This is a genomic window from uncultured Vibrio sp., assembly GCF_947488985.1.
GTDB lineage: Bacteria > Pseudomonadota > Gammaproteobacteria > Enterobacterales > Vibrionaceae > Vibrio.
On record NZ_CANLBV010000237.1, the window covers coordinates 1 to 986 of the forward strand.

The 986-nt window shown below is 43.6% G+C and carries 1 protein-coding gene; it reads right to left on the minus strand.

Annotated elements, in window-relative coordinates; genetic code table 11:
- On the minus strand, positions 1–986 hold a 986-nt coding region (locus tag Q1A70_RS20055; protein WP_299697637.1), incomplete at both ends, for an ISAs1 family transposase.

Here is a 986-nt window from a genome sequence, read left to right on the forward strand (position 1 = left end):
CCACAATCACATTGCTTCAGCATGTTCATTACAAAGCGTCTAAACAACGCTATATTTTCTACTGCACCATCTAACGTTATCCGTGAATTATCTTCTTTAAAAACAACATCTAAAACGTAATGCTGGCTGTTTTCAATACGCCAATGCTGACGAATATAGTGGCCTAACAATTTGTGATTCGGAGACAGAGAACTTATGTAATATGAGGTGTCTACGCTGCCTTTACCATTGCTCACTCGGTGCCGTTCCACCGCAATGATGCTTCGTACCGTCGGCCATTTTTTAGCAAGCTCTTTGGGTAACTTGGCCTTTAACTGGAATACGTATCGTTCTTCGCTGCGACCATGGTGTTTCTCTTTGATTTCGGTCACTATTTTCTCTTTACCTGCATCAAAGACAGCTTGAAATTGTTCCACAACAGCCGCTCTTAATTTGGGCTGGTTGTTCTTCACTTGAACAACAACGTGAGCCTTTCTTTCTGCGATTTTCTCCAGTGTATCGCGCTGACAATGCAGGGCGTCAATGGTGATGACACTGCCTTTTACGTTAATAACATCAAGCATTTGGCGTACAACCTTGATCTCGCCATTCTTGCTCTCAGTCTTCTTTTGACTCAGAACAAGACCACGTTCAGTGTCGTAGGCAGTGACCAGTTGTAGTGCTGTTTTTTTGTCATTTCGGTATGAGCCCCGCAGAACCTTTCCATCAAATGCGATGATGGGCTTGTTCTGAGTCGTTCGCTGTTCGTTAATCCAGAGAGCTAAGGCCTCAAGCAAAGATTCTGCGACAACTGAACGCAAAATGCGGGCTATTGTATGTCGACGTGGAATACCATGTTCGAATCGCCTGTGTTTCCTCAACCAATCTAGTTTATCTTTCCCAAATAATTCAATATCTTGCCAGCCTTCGCACCCCGATGCGATGGCGCTAATTATAAGGAACATAACATCAATAAGATCATGCTTCTGGTTAATGTCTGACCGAGT